16 protein-coding genes and 3 tRNA genes are annotated in these 16,444 nt (G+C 30.4%); 11 read left to right on the top strand and 8 right to left on the bottom strand.

Annotation, left to right across the window (positions count from 1 at the left end; all coding sequences use genetic code 11):
• Nucleotides 1–72 precede the first annotated feature (72 nt).
• A complete protein-coding gene (locus ACKTST_RS04220; protein ID WP_408046483.1) occupies nucleotides 73–654 on the bottom strand; it encodes an RNA polymerase sigma factor in 582 nt (193 codons plus the stop codon).
• A gap of 231 nt (nucleotides 655–885) precedes the next feature.
• Between ACKTST_RS04220 and uvrA the strand changes: the two genes are divergently transcribed.
• Nucleotides 886–3,672, top strand: a complete 2,787-nt coding sequence (uvrA, locus tag ACKTST_RS04215; protein WP_408046482.1) for an excinuclease ABC subunit UvrA — start codon at nucleotides 886–888, stop codon at nucleotides 3,670–3,672.
• Nucleotides 3,673–3,732: 60 nt separating this feature from the next.
• Here the strand turns inward: uvrA and ACKTST_RS04210 are convergent, their stop codons facing one another.
• From ACKTST_RS04210 to ACKTST_RS04200, 3 genes are read right to left on the bottom strand one after another with little or no spacing between them, the layout of a single operon-like run.
• Nucleotides 3,733–4,347: an HmuY family protein gene (locus tag ACKTST_RS04210; protein ID WP_408046481.1), complete on the bottom strand. Its 615-nt coding sequence runs from the start codon at nucleotides 4,345–4,347 to the stop codon at nucleotides 3,733–3,735.
• Between the two features lie 17 nt (nucleotides 4,348–4,364).
• Entirely contained in the window at nucleotides 4,365–4,829 is a 465-nt protein-coding gene (locus tag ACKTST_RS04205) for a DoxX family membrane protein (RefSeq protein WP_408046480.1), read from the bottom strand.
• A 16-nt stretch (nucleotides 4,830–4,845) separates the two neighbouring features.
• Entirely contained in the window at nucleotides 4,846–6,900 is a 2,055-nt protein-coding gene (locus tag ACKTST_RS04200; RefSeq protein ID WP_408046479.1) for a TonB-dependent receptor plug domain-containing protein, read from the bottom strand.
• Nucleotides 6,901–6,997: 97 nt separating this feature from the next.
• Here ACKTST_RS04200 and ACKTST_RS04195 point away from each other — a divergent pair, with 97 nt between their 5' ends.
• From ACKTST_RS04195 to ACKTST_RS04170, 6 genes are all read left to right on the top strand, one after another.
• On the top strand, nucleotides 6,998–7,906 hold the full coding sequence (locus tag ACKTST_RS04195; protein ID WP_408046478.1) for a DUF6607 family protein: 909 nt from the start codon (nucleotides 6,998–7,000) through the stop codon (nucleotides 7,904–7,906).
• 194 nt (nucleotides 7,907–8,100) lie between these two features.
• Entirely contained in the window at nucleotides 8,101–8,316 is a 216-nt protein-coding gene (locus tag ACKTST_RS04190; protein WP_408046477.1) for a hypothetical protein, read from the top strand.
• 31 nt (nucleotides 8,317–8,347) lie between these two features.
• A complete protein-coding gene (locus tag ACKTST_RS04185) occupies nucleotides 8,348–9,439 on the top strand; it encodes a hypothetical protein (RefSeq protein WP_408046476.1) in 1,092 nt (363 codons plus the stop codon).
• 192 nt (nucleotides 9,440–9,631) lie between these two features.
• Nucleotides 9,632–11,584, top strand: coding sequence for a sensor histidine kinase (locus ACKTST_RS04180; RefSeq protein WP_408046475.1), 1,953 nt, complete (start codon nucleotides 9,632–9,634; stop codon nucleotides 11,582–11,584).
• Nucleotides 11,585–11,586: 2 nt separating this feature from the next.
• Nucleotides 11,587–12,336, top strand: a complete 750-nt coding sequence (locus tag ACKTST_RS04175) for a LytR/AlgR family response regulator transcription factor (protein WP_408046474.1) — start codon at nucleotides 11,587–11,589, stop codon at nucleotides 12,334–12,336.
• Between the two features lie 96 nt (nucleotides 12,337–12,432).
• Nucleotides 12,433–12,990, top strand: coding sequence for a YqgE/AlgH family protein (locus tag ACKTST_RS04170; protein WP_408046473.1), 558 nt, complete (start codon nucleotides 12,433–12,435; stop codon nucleotides 12,988–12,990).
• Here the strand turns inward: ACKTST_RS04170 and ACKTST_RS04165 are convergent.
• Together ACKTST_RS04165 and ACKTST_RS04160 are read right to left on the bottom strand one after the other, a co-directional pair.
• Nucleotides 12,987–13,817: an aminotransferase class IV gene (locus ACKTST_RS04165; protein WP_408046472.1), complete on the bottom strand. Its 831-nt coding sequence runs from the start codon at nucleotides 13,815–13,817 to the stop codon at nucleotides 12,987–12,989. The genes ACKTST_RS04170 and ACKTST_RS04165 overlap by 4 nt on opposite strands.
• A 105-nt stretch (nucleotides 13,818–13,922) precedes the next feature.
• A complete protein-coding gene (locus ACKTST_RS04160; RefSeq protein ID WP_408046471.1) occupies nucleotides 13,923–14,306 on the bottom strand; it encodes an START-like domain-containing protein in 384 nt (127 codons plus the stop codon).
• 104 nt (nucleotides 14,307–14,410) lie between these two features.
• On the opposite strand from ACKTST_RS04160, the gene ACKTST_RS04155 reads away from it, so the two are divergent.
• Nucleotides 14,411–14,484, top strand: a tRNA-Met gene (locus ACKTST_RS04155).
• 37 nt (nucleotides 14,485–14,521) lie between these two features.
• Here ACKTST_RS04155 and ACKTST_RS04150 read toward each other — a convergent pair.
• The gene (locus ACKTST_RS04150; RefSeq protein ID WP_408046470.1) at nucleotides 14,522–14,953 is read right to left on the bottom strand and encodes a GNAT family N-acetyltransferase; all 432 of its coding nucleotides are present in this window, start codon (nucleotides 14,951–14,953) and stop codon (nucleotides 14,522–14,524) included.
• Between the two features lie 28 nt (nucleotides 14,954–14,981).
• Here ACKTST_RS04150 and ACKTST_RS04145 point away from each other — a divergent pair, with 28 nt between their 5' ends.
• The 3 genes from ACKTST_RS04145 to ACKTST_RS04135 all read left to right on the top strand — a co-directional run bounded on the left by ACKTST_RS04145 (nucleotide 14,982) and on the right by ACKTST_RS04135 (nucleotide 15,676).
• Nucleotides 14,982–15,428, top strand: a complete 447-nt coding sequence (locus tag ACKTST_RS04145) for a GNAT family N-acetyltransferase (protein ID WP_408046469.1) — start codon at nucleotides 14,982–14,984, stop codon at nucleotides 15,426–15,428.
• Between the two features lie 61 nt (nucleotides 15,429–15,489).
• Nucleotides 15,490–15,562, top strand: a tRNA-Gly gene (locus tag ACKTST_RS04140).
• Nucleotides 15,563–15,603: 41 nt separating this feature from the next.
• Nucleotides 15,604–15,676, top strand: a tRNA-Gly gene (locus ACKTST_RS04135).
• A gap of 44 nt (nucleotides 15,677–15,720) precedes the next feature.
• Here the strand turns inward: ACKTST_RS04135 and ACKTST_RS04130 are convergent.
• Nucleotides 15,721–16,368, bottom strand: a complete 648-nt coding sequence (locus tag ACKTST_RS04130) for a rhomboid family intramembrane serine protease (RefSeq protein WP_408046468.1) — start codon at nucleotides 16,366–16,368, stop codon at nucleotides 15,721–15,723.
• Nucleotides 16,369–16,444 lie beyond the last annotated feature (76 nt).

Below are 16,444 nucleotides of genomic sequence, written 5' to 3'. Positions count from 1 at the left end.
AAATTTGCATCATATAACCCCTTTTTATATCTTGTTATCAATGAATTAACGATGCTTTTTTACAAATATTGTTTAGTCAGCTAAAATAATTTTATTTTTTTCAATTATTTTTCTCAAGTTTATTAATGCGTAGCGCATTCTACCTAAAGCTGTATTAATACTAACACCTGTATTTTCTGATATTTCATTAAAACTCATATCATTATAAATACGCATAATTAGCACTTCTTTTTGTTCGTCAGGCAACTCTTCTACCAACTCTTTTACATCATTTAAGATTTGTTCTTTAATAATTTTTCCTTCAGCATTTAGTGCTCCATCACTTAAAACTGAAAAAATATCAAACTCATCACTATTATTAAAGGTAGGCATACGATTACTCTTTCTAAAATGATCAATAATCAAGTTATGAGCTATACGCATAACCCAAGGTAAAAACTTACCTTCTTCGTTATAATTTCCTCGTTTTAATGTTCGTATTACTTTTATAAAAGTATCTTGAAAAATATCTTCTGTAGTATCTCGATCGTGAATTTTACTGTAAATAAAACTATACAATCTTTGTTGATGGCGTTTAATCAATAATTCAATAGCCAATTCATTACCATTAATGTAATCTTTTACTAAAGCACTGTCATCTACTATGTTTCTCATAATAATTACTTTTCTGAAAAGAATTTTCACGTTCTTTTCTTGTTAAGGGATATTAAGTTATAAAGTAATTATTGTGCTATAGGCTTTTGTCTATTGATTAATAATGAGTTACAAATATTGAATTTTTTCTTAATAAATGCAAAAAAATCTAATAAAAAAGAGAAAAACACTAACATACTCACATTAAAATCACTCAAAAATTGGTATTTTTATCGCTTATTTTTTGAGTATATGAAGACTGATATTTCCACAGTAAATCCTAAAGAAAACATCATAATTAAAGGAGCAAAACTGCACAATTTAAAAGATATTGATGTTGTTATTCCTCGTAATAAGTTAGTAGTAATTACCGGACTTTCTGGTTCAGGAAAATCTTCTTTAGCTTTTGACACACTGTATGCCGAAGGCCAACGCCGTTATGTTGAAAGTTTAAGTTCATATGCACGTCAGTTTTTAGGAAAATTACACAAACCAAAAGTTGACTATATAAAAGGTATTGCTCCTGCCATTGCTATCGAGCAAAAGGTAAACTCTACCAATCCACGTTCTACCGTAGGTACCTCAACAGAAATTTACGATTATATCAAACTTTTATATGCTCGTATTGGTAAAACCTTCTCTCCTATTTCTGGTGAAGAAGTAAAAAAACATACGGTTACCGATGTTATTAATCATGTAAAGTCTTTTGACGAGCGCACCAAACTCTTATTGTTAGCACCAATTACAATCAATAAGGATAGAGATATTAATACTGTGTTACAAGTTTTAACACAACAAGGATATGCACGTTTAAAATACCAAAACACGGTATATAGGATTGATGAATTCCCTACTGATGATTTTAATGGAGACGCCTTGTTTTTAGTGGTGGATAGAATTGTAGTGAAGGATGAAGAAGATTTTTACAATCGTTTAGGGGATGCTGTACAAACCGCTTTTTTTGAAGGAAAAGGAATTTGCTTTATTGAAAATTTATCAGATGGAAATACAACTGAGTTTAGCAACAAATTTGAGTTAGACGGGATTTCATTTTTAGAACCCAATACACATTTATTCAGTTTTAACAATCCGTACGGAGCATGTCCTACTTGTGAAGGTTATGGAAATGTAATTGGAATTGATGAAGATTTGGTTATTCCAAATACTGGACTTTCTATTTATGAAGATGCAATTTTTCCGTTTAAAACCGATTCTTATAAAAAATACAAAGACGATTTAATATTGAACGCCGAAGCATTCGGTATTTCAATACACAAACCTTGGTTTGAGCTTTCCGAAGAACAGAAAAGTTTAATTTGGAACGGAACTAAAAAGTTCAAAGGAATAAATCACCTTTTCAAAAAACTAGAGGAAAAAAGTTATAAAATTCAAAACCGGGTAATGCTTTCTCGCTACCGCGGAAAAACAAAATGTACCGAATGTGAAGGGAAACGTTTACGAAAAGAAGCAAATTACGTTCAAGTGTACGGAAAAACAATTTCTGAACTAGTAACACTTCCATTAGATGAATTAGCTGTTTTTTTCAACGGAATAAAATTAAACAAATACGAAGAAAAAATTGGTAAACGTTTACTTACTGAAATCAACAATCGCTTACAGTTTTTAACCGATGTTGGCTTGAGTTATCTTACGCTAAATCGTACATCAAATACGTTATCAGGAGGAGAAAGTCAGCGAATTAACTTGGCTACTTCTTTAGGAAGCTCACTAGTAGGTTCCATGTATATTTTAGATGAACCAAGTATTGGATTGCATCCAAAAGATACCGAGCGATTAATTGGTGTTCTTAAAAATCTTCGTGATTTAGGAAATACCGTAATCGTGGTTGAACACGATGAAGACATCATGAAAGAAGCTGATTATATTATTGATATCGGTCCTGAAGCAGGAACTTATGGTGGAAATGTAGTTGCTGAAGGCACATTTGATGAAATTCTACAATCAGATTCGTTAACTGCAAAATATCTTTCCGAAGCATTAAGAATTGAGGTTCCAAAAAACCGAAGAAACTCAAAAAATAGTATTGATATTATTGGAGCAAGAGAAAACAATCTTAAAAATATTGATGTTTCTTTCCCTCTAAATAATCTAACGGTTATTACAGGAGTTTCTGGAAGTGGAAAAAGTACTTTAGTAAAGAAAATACTGTATCCAGCAATGCAAAAACATTTGATTGGATACGGAGATAAATTAGGACAACACACAGCTATTGAAGGTAGTTTCGACACCTTAAAACATGTAGAGTTTATCGATCAAAATCCTATTGGTCGTTCCTCGCGTTCTAATCCTGTAACTTATATAAAAGCCTATGACGATATTCGAAAATTGTTATCCGATCAAAAGCTATCTAAAATAAGAAACTACCAACCTAAACACTTTTCGTTTAATGTTGAGGGTGGTCGCTGTGAAGTTTGTAAAGGTGAAGGTGAAGTTACTATTGAAATGCAGTTTATGGCAGATGTGCATTTGGAGTGTGAAACTTGTAATGGCAAACGTTTTAAGAAAGAAGTGTTAGAAGTAGCTTTTGAAGGAAAAAACATCGATGATATGTTAAATCTAACTATTGATGATGCTGTTGATTTCTTTACAAAACACCAACAAACCAAAGTAGCCAAAAAGCTAAAACCTTTACAGGATGTTGGTTTAGGTTATGTACAATTAGGACAGTCTTCTTCAACGCTTTCTGGTGGAGAAGCGCAACGTATAAAATTAGCTTCTTTCTTAGTAAAAGGAAACACGAAAGACAAAGCACTATTTATTTTTGATGAACCTACAACAGGATTACACTTTCATGATATTAAAAAACTATTAGCCTCATTCAACGCTTTGATAGAAAGAGGACATTCAATTATCGTAATTGAGCATAATATCGAACTCATTAAATGTGCCGATTATATTATTGATCTTGGTTTAGAAGGTGGTAAAAAAGGTGGAAGCTTAATTTTTACAGGAACTCCAGAAGAATTAGCAAAAAACACCAAATCATATACTGCTAAATATATAGCAGAGAAGTTATAAAAAAAGAACCGTCAAATATAATTTGACGGTTCAGAACATAACAAAATTCAATAATTACATTTATTGAAATTTCTTCTTTCCTTTTTCTGGGTTTAACTGATAGTTAAACGTATAATGTCTTCCATTTTCAGGATTCGTAGCATCTCCATCTTTATAGTAAGTGGTAATTTCCATTTTTGCATAATTTCCTTCAATAGTTTTCACCACTAAAACGACACCTGCAATAGGATTGATTCCGTGATTGGTCGGATTATAATTATACCATCCGTTGCTACTTCCAACAGGCAATGCTAAAGCTTCTACTCTATCTTGTTTAAAAGTTTCATCTGACGGTGCTTCTGTAACATCGTTAAAAGTAGTATTTGGAATAATTGATAGACTAGCTTCTCCTGTTCTATCAATATCTTCTAATAATTTCCCTTTTTCTCCTCCGTTTACAATAATTTCAGTAGCTCTAAAAGCAATGTCCCAATTATCGCCTTCAACAGTAGCTCCTGTATGAAAACTAAACTTTGTAAAATCTCCCGTATAATTACCTCTCCCTTCTGCTGGAGCATATAAGTTGTTTACCGTTTTGGTTTGTAGGTTTATTAATTCTTCAATATTTTCATTATCGCTACATGATGCGAAAATTGCTAAAACAGCAGTTACTAAAACTAATTTTAAGTTTTTCATTTTTGATTGATTTATAATTATTTATTTAAAAATTTGATTTGTTCTGGTTGATATAAAATGTTCTTCATCTTTTTTACTGTAAGGATTAAAAACCATATATTGATAAGAAGCAATCCTAATGTTTGTAATAATTCTCCTATTTCTTCAAACTCTAAAAACAAGTGAAATAAAAAGATATTTATTACTAAAGGGAAAGCCATAATTGCTCCTAATAAGGTGAATACTTGACTTAGTAATAAGAGTCCGCATAGTATTTGCATCGCTCCTAAAAACTGCCACATATATCCGGTTTGTTTCATCCCGTTGATGTACAATATTTTTTGAAGTGTTTGTGCTTTTTCAGGTTGCTGAAACTTTTGTGCTTTCTCTACAACTTGATTTGGTGTTGGGTTTTCTTTTGAAAACTTTCCTATTCCACCATAAACTAACATTCCTCCTAAAATGATACTTAACACTAAATTGATGATTCTCTCTATTGTCATAATTGATTGATTTATATTAAAATTTGAATTGAATTCTACTGTAAAAAGTGGTTCCTAAACGAAGCACACTATCGTTATTAGAAAATTTATTGATGTTTTTTAAACCTTTTTCGTTAAAGACATTATCAACACCTATTTGTAGGTTTATAAAATCTTTAAAGGTTTTGTCTATTGCAAAGTTTACTTGTAAGTTATCTGACACAAAACTGTCATACTCATCTATAATTCCCTGACTATTATTCGTATCGAACAAAGCGTATTTACTTCTGTAAACTGCTCTAATATTTGCAGAAAAATCATGCTGAAAATTCTCGTAGAACAATTTTAAGTTAGCGGTGTGTTTAGAGCGATTCGGTAATCCAAAGTAATTTTGAATTGTTAATTTTTGGGCTGAAGAAGTTGGAGTTTTTCTAAAAAATACTTCCCCTTTTTTAATTTCCTCTTCTTGCTCTTTATCTCCGGTTGTTAAAAATTGATATCCTCCTAAAAATTGAAGATTGTTGTTGATTTTATAATTTAAATCTACCTCAATACCTTGTGTATATACTTCTGAAATATTTCTGTAAGAAAACACTCTCGTATTTTGTGGTAAATTTAATTTTTCTACATCTAATTGAGTATCGAACGTATCTATCAAATCAGAAATGTCGTTTCTAAAAGCGTTGATATTTAATTTAAGATTCTTTGTTGGTTGTAACTCAAAACCAAAGTTATAACCTACAGAAGTTTCAGGTTTTAGCTCTTTTTCAACCACATTAATTCCATCAACATTCGGATATAAATTATGAATTGCTTGTGTACCCAAAACAATGTATCCTCCTTCTCCATTTCTAAAATTAAAATACAATTGTCTAAAATCTGGAGCTTTAAAACCTTTACCTATTGAAGTTTTAGCAGAAATCCAATCATTGATTTTATAATGAACAGATAATTTTGGAGAAAAAGCTGCTTTGTATTTATCAGGATTATCAAATCTTACTCCTAAAATTACATTTAAGTTGGTTATTGGTTTAAAATCATACTGAGCGAAAGCATAATACGCTGTAAAGCTTTTTTTAGCATCAAATTCATTTCTTGCTAAAGCATCATAATTTGCACCAATTCCTGATATTAAAGTAGCCTTGTTAGAACTTAATTTAGTTTTAATTTCTGGTCGGTAAAGACTTCTATCAAAAATAGTTTCTTCGTTATTAAAAACACTTTTTGCTTTGTATTGTGTTCCGTAAAATGAATATTCTAAACTCCAACTATCGGTTAAATTATGATTCCAAACTGTATTAAAATTCCAACCTTTTTGACTATTCTCGCCAAAATTGTTTTCTTGATTTTGAGCATAATATCGTTGCGAAATACTTCCTTTTAGTTTGTTAGAAAAATCATACAATAATTTTAAATTCCCTGTAAAATTCTGATGCGGGTAAGCAGTTAATCCAGATGTTTCAGGTGATAAATCATAGCCTCCACTTGAGTTCAGATTTATATCTGCAACAATACCTAATCTGTTATTTTTAGAAACAATTCCTGTATTGATGTCTAGTTCTTGTTTAGCTACGAATCTGGTAAATAATTGAAAATTTCCTTTAAACTGATTGTTTTTTGGTGTTTCTGTAATAATATTAATCACACCACCAATAGCTTCAGAACCGTATAAGGAAGACGACGGTCCTTTAACAATTTCAATTTGTTTTATGTTATTAACCGTTAGCCGATTTAAATCTATATTCCCAGAAGTTCTGCCAACAATAGGCACTCCATCAATCATAATTAGTGTATAGTCTGCTGAAACACCTTGTAGCTGAACACCTTCCGAATTTCCAAAATCACTTACTAACACTATTCCCGTTTGTTCTAACAAAATATCTCGCAATCGTACAGAACCCGATTTTTGCAATTGCTGTTTTGTTATTAACATAACTGGCATTGGTAAAGAAGATAACTGTCTTTTGGTGCGCGTTGCAGTTACAATTACTTCATCTAATTCATCTGCTATTTTAACCTCTTCTATTTCTTGTGAAAAAATCCAATTTGAAAAAAATAAAAGCAATAGAATATGTTTTTTGTTTAGAATCATTCTTAATAATTTTCATGCAAATGTATATATTATTTTTATTCAATCTAAATAAACTTTATATATTTGTCGAAAATTTTAATCAAAACAAATTCATAAAATGAAAAAAATAGCCTTTGCAATTATTGCATTAACCTTAGTAACAAACAGTTGGAGTCAAAAAACCAAAAAAGAGAAAGATATTGCTGCTATAAAAGCAATGAGTGGATGTTTTAAAGTAGGTTTCAATTTTACTGAAACATTTAATTATTCTAAAGACAGTGCTTATACACCATCAAAAACTAAACATGAAACTGCTTTAGAATGGGTTGAAGTTGTTACAGACAAGTCGGATAAGATTCAACTACAGCATTTATTAATCGTTGGCAAGAAAGAAAACCCGCATATTGTTAAGCACTGGAGACAAGATTGGATTTATGAAAACCAAGATTTTCACCAGTTCAATAAAGATAAAAACTGGAAGTATGTAGAGCTTCCTAAAAATGAAGTAACAGGTCAATGGACACAAAAAGTATATCAGGTTGATGATAGCCCAAGATATGAAGGAAGTGCTACTTGGGTACACGTTGATGGTAAAAGCTACTGGGAAAATAAAACGGATGCTCCTCTTGCTCGTAGAGAACACACACAACGTAGCGATTACAATGTTTTAGTAAGAAGAAACAGACACGAAATTACTAACAATGGCTGGATTCATAATCAAGATAACGACAAAGTTATTCGTGAAGACAATGAAAGAGACTTTTTATTAGCTCAAGAAAAAGGATACAACACTTATGAAAAGGTAGAAAACTCTAAATGTGAAGTTGCTATTGCATATTGGAAAGACAACAAACGCTTTTGGAAAAATGTAAGAAACACCTGGGATAATGAATTCAAAATGAAAAAAGATATAACTCTACAAGCAAAAGTAGATAACAAACCTCTTTTTATGCACATTTTTAAATTAGGAAAAGATGCCAAAAAGAAAGAAATTGAAGAAGTAATTACTAAATTTTTAAAATCCTAATTGTTAGATTTTGTTTCTATTCAAACCCTTTGTTTTCCTTAAAAAGAGAGTGAAGGGTTTTCTTTTTTAACGAATTCTAATTTATCTCCTACGAATTCTAATTTCTTTCAAATTTAACTACATACCTCACCTAATTTTGATCATATAAAAAACCTCATAGAGGTAATTTGAAACTAAAACAAAACTAAATTTTTATGTGGTCAAACAACAATTATTCATCAGTATTAAAAATGTATTTAAGTAAATACACAAGTTTAAAATTACAAGTAAACACTAACGGATTAATCGCTTCTGTTGAAAAACAAGAAAACGGTCAATGGATAAATGATAGAAACCTACCTAATATTCTTAACAAATTATCAACCGATTTTAATTTAGGTAAAGATGTAACTATCATTTTACAACAATAACACTATAACAATAACCTTAAAACAAAAAACTATGAAACAAAACATTTTAAAAGTAGGTTCAGTAATGGGATTACTACTACTTATCGGAGTATTTACAAGCTGTAACAACGCTAAAAAAGAAAACAACCAAGAATTGGGAAACATTGCTAGTATTGAAGAAACTATTGAAAAACCAGCTGTAGAACTAAGAAAACCTATTGTATTTATTACAGGAAACGACAAAGGAAACAGTCATTTTTACGACAGTGCTCGTGTGTTCTTTAAGCAGAAAAACTACGAAGTTATCAACGGTAAATATTCAGTAGAAGAAATCATTTCTTGGATGAACGAAAACGCGACTAAAAATCCTTATGGTGAAGTTCATATTGTAAATAATAACAATCCGTTTAAAGCTATGGCGTTAGAAACAGTAGTAAATGGAGAAAAAGTTACCACTGAAACTTTACAAAAGGCGATTAATGAAAAGAAGTTACCCTTGGTAAAAACTGAAGCGATTACTGATGATACAAAAATCATCTTTCATTCAAATCAGTTAGCAGCAAACACAAACTTGGTAAACACTTTAAAAAGTGCTTTTATTGCAGAAAATAAAGTTCCACAAATAGTAGCTTCAACTTATTATAATGTTTTTGGAGGAGAGTTTTCTAATCATTACTTAGCAAAACCATACTATGTGTTTTATCCAACAGCAAATTCACCGGGAAAAGTAGATTTATCAAAAGAAATTGCTAAAAAATATCCTGAAGAAAAAGAAATTGTTTGGTTTGATGCATTAAATAATGAAAGAGAACGTTATATAGGTGAACCATATACAATTCAGCATACCGTACCAGTAAACTTAGAATTAGATTATCATAATTCAGATAACGAAATTCCTCAGTTTGAAATGCAAGAAGAAATCATGGATTTCATTGCTAGTGAAGAAGATTTACTTAAAGAAGTTCAAAAAACAAATATTCCGTTAGAAAAATTTAGATGGACATACGTAGTAAAAAACAGTAAACTAAAAATTAAAGGAAGATCCTCTGTATTATGTGTATTAAAACCTTTAACTAAACCTTATGGAGATTTAGAACACGTAAAACCAGACACCAACAATAAGCGTTTATACGCTATGAAATAACTAATAATTGTTGCGCAAACGTCATTACGAATAAAGCAAATACCCTCCTGCCTTTCGTAATGACGTTTAATTTAAGTATGTTTGTTATATATGATTTTTTTAAGCAGAAAAAGAATAAAATTGGTTCGTAAAACTCACTACATTTCAAGAAGAAAACAACTCTTGATGTTTGTTTTTTCATACTTCTTTTTTTTGAAATTTTCTCTAATTTCTGCTCAAAATCAATCGATAAAAACCTACACAAAAAACAACGGTTTACCTAGTTTACACATACAGGATATTGCTCAAGATAGTATTGGTTATTTATGGTTAGCTACGCCTAAAGGATTGGTTAGATTCGACGGAAATTCTTTCATAACATACACTACTAAAAACGGATTACTATCAAACAATATCAATACAGTTTTTGTAAATAACAACTTGATTTTAATTGGAACAAATAAAGGGTTAAGTGTTAAAAGTCGTAACAACTTTAAAAATTTTGAAGGAAACAATATCAATTGTATTTTAAATGCTAATAATCATACTTTTCTAGGAACTGATAAAGGAATTTTCCGTTTGCGTGAAGAGTATTTATCTCCGCTTCGTACCAATTTTCAAATTGATTTAAACGAAATAAACGACCTAAAATTCGATGGAAAATTTTACTGGGTGGCTACCAATAAATCTTTATGGAAAGTTGATAAGCTTACCAATCCTACAATTTTAGAACGTATTGATGTTGACAACTACACTTCTATTCTTGTTGATAACAAGAAAATTATTGTTGCCACTTATAATAACGGAATTAAAATTATTATTAATGGTGAAGTAAAAAATCAACCTGTAACACTCCAAAATATTATAAAGGTTAAAAAGATTGACAATCAATTTTGGATTATTTCTGAAGATGAAGGAATTCAGGTGTTTGATAATGACTTTAGTTTTGAAAGAACTATTAACAAATACAACTCGCTAAGTTCAAACAATATAACTACTATTTTTGAAGACTCAGATCAAAACAAATGGATTGGCACTCAAAATGCAGGCTTATATACTATTAAAAATGACAATCCTTCACCTAAAAAACCACAAATTTCTTTTGAAAACATCGAAGTAGTTTTTAAAACTCTTGATAGCATTAACATTAATAATTACAATGAAATATTACAGTTACCATCAAATAAAAATCATATTTCTTTTTATTACAAAACGGTAGATATTAGCAACTCAAAAAACATTGAATATCGTTATACATTAAATAACAAAACTAGCCCTTGGAGTAGTAAAAACAACGTAGATCTAGCTTATTTATCACCGGGTAATTATACGTTTAGTTCACAATCAAGAATTGGTAACCTTGAAAGCGAACCTATTCAATTTAACTTTTATATTGATACTCCTTTGCATCAAAAAGAATGGTTCATTTTTTCTAGCATAGGGTTAGCTTGTCTGTTATTAGGTTTGATAATTTGGTCATACATTCGAAGAATTCAAGTTAAAAACAAAACGAAAATTGAAAAACTAGAATTACAAAACCATTTGTTATCCTTAGAACAAAAAGCATTGCAATTACAAATGAATCCGCATTTTATTTTCAATGTTTTAAACGGAATTAAAGCCTTAGGTAACTCTGGTAAATCTGCTGAATTAAACGAAACCATTAGCAAATTTGCTACACTTTTACGAGGAGTTTTACACAATTCTAGACAAGAAGAAATAAGTTTAACTGAAGAAATAACAACTCTAAAAAATTATATTGAACTAGAGCAACAAATGAGTACTAATTCTTTTGAATATCAAGTCACAACTAATTTATCGATTGATTCAGAAGAAATTTTAATTCCTCCAATGCTTATTCAACCTTTTGTTGAAAACAGTATTAAACACGGTGTTTCGACAATTGAAAAAGGAAGGATTGATATCTCTTTTTCAACAAAACACAATCTGTTACAATGCGAAATCCTCGATAACGGAATTGGATTCCATCAATCTCAAAAAAATAAACAACCTAGTTCTCATCGATCTGTTGCTATGCAGGTTACTAAAGATAGAATTGAAAGTTTATCGAACAAGAGTACTTTCTCTATGACTGAAATTAAAAAAGAAGGAAAAGCCTATGGAACAAAAGTGCTGTTTACGATTCCATTAAAAACCGATTTTTAAAAATGACAAAACTTACCGCAATTTTAGTAGACGACATGCCAATAGCATTAGAAATGCTACAAAACGATTTAACCCAATTTCATCCTGAAATTGAAATTATTGGTACTGCTAAAAGTGTTGTTGAGGCTTCAAAATTACTACGAAAACAACAACCTGATATTTTGTTTTTAGATATCATGTTAGGTGACGGTACAGGATTTGACGTTTTAGAAATTCACCCAAATCTATCTTCAAAAATTATTTTTGTAACTGCGAGTGATGAGTATGCTATTAAAGCTTTTAAGTTTGCAGCTATCGATTATGTTCTTAAACCGTACTCAAATGAAGATTTAACAAACGCAATTAACAAAGCTAAAAATCAAATTAAACCTCATAAAGAACAATTAAATGTTCTTCAACAATCTATTTCAAAACCTAACCAACGACCTAAAAAAATATCTTTAAACACTTCAGATAAGATTATGGTGGTTAATTTAGATGATATTGTTCGTTGTCAGTCCGATAATAATTATACTGAGTTTTTTATGAATGACGGACAAAAAATTTTGGTAGGCAAAACTTTAAAACATTTTACCGACATGTTAAAAGAGTTTGATTTTTTAAGAGTTCATCAAAGCCATTTAATTAACATTCAGTTTGTTAAAGAATTTATAAAATCAGACGGAGGTTATTTGGTTTTAAAAAATAAAACGACCATTCCTGTTTCAGTAAGAAAAAAGAACGATGTTATCGCAGCTTTAGAAAAAATGTAATCACCGTTTTTTTCCTGTTTTTCCTATAAAATTTAGCGCTAATGTTAAATTTTTACTAATTTTTTATTTAAATTAGTGTTTATAAACTAAAAAAATATGGTTGCACTTAAACCACAAAAAGGTAGGTTGCTAATTGCAGATCCAGCAATTTTAAACGACAGCTCCTTTAAAAGGACCATTATTTTGCTTACTGAACACTCTGAAAAAAGTTCAGTAGGATTTATATTGAACCGACCTATGAATCACGTTTTAAGTGATCTAATCCCAGAAATTGATTGTGATTTTAAGATTTATGAAGGCGGACCTGTTGAACAAGACAACTTGTACTTTATACATAAAGTTCCACATTTACTTCCTAATAGTGTAGAAGTAGCCAATGGGATGTATTGGGGTGGTAACTTTGAACTTTTAAAAGATTTATTGAATAAAAAACAATTAGAAGCTTCTGATATTCGCTTCTTTTTAGGATACTCTGGTTGGAGCAGCAATCAACTTGAAGAAGAACTTTTAATGGATTCTTGGTTTGTATCTGAAAATGATTACGACAATATTTTAACCACTAACGATCAAAGTTTTTGGAAAGACAAACTACTACAACGTGGTGGTAAATATAAAATATGGGCAAATGCACCTAGCGATATTCAAATGAACTAACTAGTTACCATTGCTAATTGTAAACTACTCTTAATTTTATTGGTAATATCCGTAGTAAATTCTTTCTTACGATAATTAGTAACTGATTGAATTCCAACAATAGCATTCGTTATAAAAACTTCATCAGCTTTTTGAATTTCAAAAGGAGAAATTGCTGTTTCTTCAATTGTGTAATCTAGGTGTTTGTCTACTATTTCAATCACCTTTTTTCTAATAACCCCTTTGATACAACCTTCTTCTAATGCTGGAGTTTTAATTACATTCCCTTTTATGATAAAAAGGTTTCCATTAATTGCTTCTACTACCCCTTTACGTTCATTCAATAAAATACAGTTATCTAAATCGTTTTCTTCAGCAAAAATAGCCGCCAAAGTATTTAACATTCTGTTGGTAGTTTTTACTGTAGATAGCAACCCTGAATAGTTATAAAAATCTTTAAAAACATCAATTTTATAAACTTCTTTCTCTTGTGTTTCTAACGGACTACCCTCAATAATATAATCTATTTCATTAGAAACTGGTTTATACAAACCTCCATCTTTTCTATAAACTGTTAATCGAATTCTATGAGTAGAAACTTCTAATGACTCTTTTACTACTTTATTGATTTCTTCTTGTAAAAACTCAAGAGTAAATTCCATCGGAATTTTCATACGAAGCATACGCATAGAAGCCATTAACCTAAAATAATGATCTTCTAAAAAAACAACTTTACCGTTAACAACTTTTATTGTTTCAAAAATAGCGTCACCATATTTAAAAGCTCGGTTTTTTATTGAAAGTTGCACTTCGTTATCAGCAATTAAGGCTCCGTTAAAATTTACCATTTTCTAAAAATTTTCAAATGCAAACTTACAATTTAGAGAAATATTAGCCACAAAAAAACTCGACAAATTGCCGAGTTTATATTTAAAATATAGTTACTGTAATTTTTAAGCTCCAATAGTATGTTTTAATTCTTCAATCTGATTTTCCCATAGCATTTTTGCCTCTTCAACATCGTCTTCATCATCAGCAAAATCGGTAACAATTACTGCTACATCTTTTGTTAATGGATCTACTTGAATTTTAAACTCAAAATAACTGTCATCATCCTCACTCTCTGTCCATTTAAACTTAATTCGTTCATCACTTTTTTTGGTAATAATTTTTGCTTCTTCTTCAGAATCATCCCAAAAAAAAGTAATTAACTTACCTCTTGAATTTACTTTATCTGCAAACCACTCTTCTAAACCTGCTGGGGTTGCAAAATACTGATACAACATGCTTGGTGATGCATGGATAGGAAACTCTAGCTCAAATTTAACTTTACTCATTTATTTTTTGTTTGAGCGCCAATATATATAATTATTTTTTAAAAAAAAATTTTAATGTTTTGTTGCCTAAAACCAAAAAGTAATTATATTTGCACCCGCAATCAGGCGAGGTAGCTCAGTTGGTTAGAGCGCAGGATTCATAACCCTGAGGTCACGGGTTCAAATCCCGTCTTCGCTACAAAACCCAAATCATTAGATTTGGGTTTTTTTATTTCTTATAATTCGGTCATCATTTTACAATGTAGTCCAACTTTTTGCACATCAAACTCCTCACCTATTATCTTAAAATTAAGACTTTCATAAAAGCCAACAGCTTCTTTTCTTGCATTGCACCATAAAAAAGAAATTCCCTTTTCTTTAATAATTCTTTTTGCCTCTTCAATCAATAATTTCCCAGTACCTTTACCTCTTACTTTTGGTAAAGTAGCCATTCCTCTTAATTGATATTGTTCTTCTACTTCATTATCAATAGTATTTTTCATAAATGTTGCAATTCCAACCAATTCATTTTTATAAAAAGCACCTAAATGAAAAGTACCTTTGTCATTGTCTCCTTTAAACTTATAAGGTAAATCAATATTCTTACGCAAAACAGTTAAACGTATTTCGTAAGTATCTTGAGTTGATATATTTTTTATTTTTATCATCTTAATTACTTTAACTCAAAAATACATAATGAATATACATTTTCAACCTATTGATAAAAAAGACCTGTTAAGTATTCTCCCTCTTGTGCAAAAAGTTAATACAACCACTCCTTTCGATATTTTAAAAAAACGAGTTTTAGAAATGTTTGAATACCCAAACTACGAATGTGTAGGAGTTTTCGACAATCAAAAGCTAATTGGTATTTCTGGTCTTTGGTATAGTGTTAGACATTATGTTGGTAAAAGTGTGGAACCTGATCATGTTGTAATAGATGAAGAATACAGAGGTAATAATATTGGTAAACAGTTTTTTAACTGGATTTACGAGTACACTAAAGAAAAAGGTTGTGAAGCTATCGAGTTAAACACATATACAGGAAATAGAAAATCACATAAATTTTATTACAATGAAGGTTTTGAAATCTATGGATTTCATTTTGTGAAAGTTATGCGTGAAGACCAAAAATTTTATTAATTTTTTCAAAAAAAACTTTTGCAGATATTAGAAACAGTCTTATATTTGCAACCGCTTTACTGCGGGAGTAGCTCAGTTGGTAGAGCGTCAGCCTTCCAAGCTGAATGTCGCCGGTTCGAACCCGGTCTCCCGCTCAAATTTTTACATATTGTAAGCAATTACAAAAAGCTTTACCGCGGGAGTAGCTCAGTTGGTAGAGCGTCAGCCTTCCAAGCTGAATGTCGCCGGTTCGAACCCGGTCTCCCGCTCAAAAAACCGAAACATTAGTTTCGGTTTTTTTTATTGCTTTATTTTATCTATTCAATCTTAATTTATCGCCAAAGAAAAACAAACCTAGGATAATTAACCCCATCACTCCTATCATTAACGTATTATTTGAAATTACACTTGGTCTTAACAGTAACGTGATTGCATATCCTCCTATCGCTCCTCCTAAATGAGCTGAATGACCAATATTTCCAATTTGATTTTTCATTCCGTATATTGAATACACTAAATATCCAATACCAAAAACATACCCTGGAAGCGGAATAGGAATTGGTAGCATTATCAATTCCATGTCAGGATACAACATTATTGATGAAAAAATAATTCCTGAAACTGCTCCTGATGCACCAACTGCACTATAATACGGTTCACTTTTATGTTGATATAACGAGTACATACTTCCTGCAAGCAAGCTCGCAAAATAAATCAGTAAAAAATTAACAGTTCCGAAACTAGCATCTACTACTTTTCCAAATAAATACAAGGCATACATGTTAAATCCTAAATGCATCCAATCAACATGCAAAAAACCTGAAGATATCATTCGTAGTTTTTCTCCTCCTAAAATTCTTTGAACTTGAAATTTATAGCGATCAAAAAAGGCTGCATCTCCAAACCCTTTAATCGACATCAACACATTTACTAAAATTAATCCAATAATAATTTGACTCATAGTTTAAACATATATCTACAAACATAAACAAAAGTTAATAAAATGAATGATTGATAATTTAATACGATATTTGCAT

It is taken from the genome of Tenacibaculum crassostreae (assembly GCF_964512405.1).
Taxonomy (GTDB): Bacteria; Bacteroidota; Bacteroidia; order Flavobacteriales; family Flavobacteriaceae; genus Polaribacter; species Polaribacter crassostreae.
The sequence above is the reverse complement of the archived record's forward strand: the minus strand, read 5'-3'. Positions and strand labels throughout refer to the sequence as shown.